This window comes from Herbaspirillum sp. UBA812 (genome assembly GCF_002296545.1).
Classification (GTDB): domain Bacteria; phylum Pseudomonadota; class Gammaproteobacteria; order Burkholderiales; family Burkholderiaceae_D; genus Herbaspirillum; species Herbaspirillum huttiense.
Genome location: NZ_DBIC01000139.1, coordinates 1 through 697 on the forward strand (window position 1 = coordinate 1; position 697 = coordinate 697).

Annotated in this window: 1 protein-coding gene; it reads right to left on the minus strand. The window is 57.2% G+C overall.

Features of this window, described 5'->3' with window-relative positions:
- Window positions 1-54: 54 nt before the first annotated feature.
- Entirely contained in the window at window positions 55-411 is a 357-nt protein-coding gene (locus B3873_RS08715; RefSeq protein WP_286865327.1) for a hypothetical protein, read from the minus strand.
- Between the last annotated feature and the right edge of the window lie 286 nt (window positions 412-697).

Genomic DNA, 697 nt, shown 5'->3' on the forward strand with positions numbered 1-697 from the left:
GCCTGTTTTGATTCCAAATCATGCTCCTGGTTACATGAAAAAAAAGACTCACGGTCACGCATCCTCGCGGGTGACCTGACTCGCATAGGCAGTGAAGACGACCCACGCCGCCGACCAGCCCAGTTCGTATGCCAGAAACCGCTGGGCAACGCCGATGCTGTCAAGATCAAGGTGCAAACCCGTCCGTTGCCATACGTCTTGCAGCACCAGCAGATAAGGCAGCAGAAGGAAGACAAGGATGAGGATCCATCCCGTGCGGGTCGGCAACGCGTAATGCCAGATCAGCATCCAGAGCGGAACGATCAACAGCAGCGTGTGGCCACTGGATAGCACCAGCCCTCGGAGCACCAACGAAGCCGCGAACAAGATGGCGGCAAACAGCAGGTCAGGATGTTTGAGGCGCTTGCTCATGATCAGCCCTTGGGATGTTCGGGGACGCTGACACCATCCTGCGATGCCCCCTCCCGCTCTCCTGCGTATGCATTCATTCTCGATTCCTTTCCATGATCGCGATGCCCGGTCCGGATAAGAGCGGCCAAGCTCGTGTGCCCCTGCGAGACAGTCCCGCAGAAGAAGGCAGCCATGGTAATGAACGAACAGACGAGCGCTGGCTAACGTGGCGCTTTACAAAGCAAAACTAAAAATAGTTGGAGAACATGAGCGCCGCGCGCACTGCGGTGAGTGCGGTGAGTGCGGT

What these genes read in the sequence shown, in the direction of transcription:
- B3873_RS08715 (WP_286865327.1), bottom strand. Translation starts at nt 411, where the DNA reads ATGAGCAAGCGCCTCAAACATCCTGACCTGCTGTTTGCCGCCATCTTG.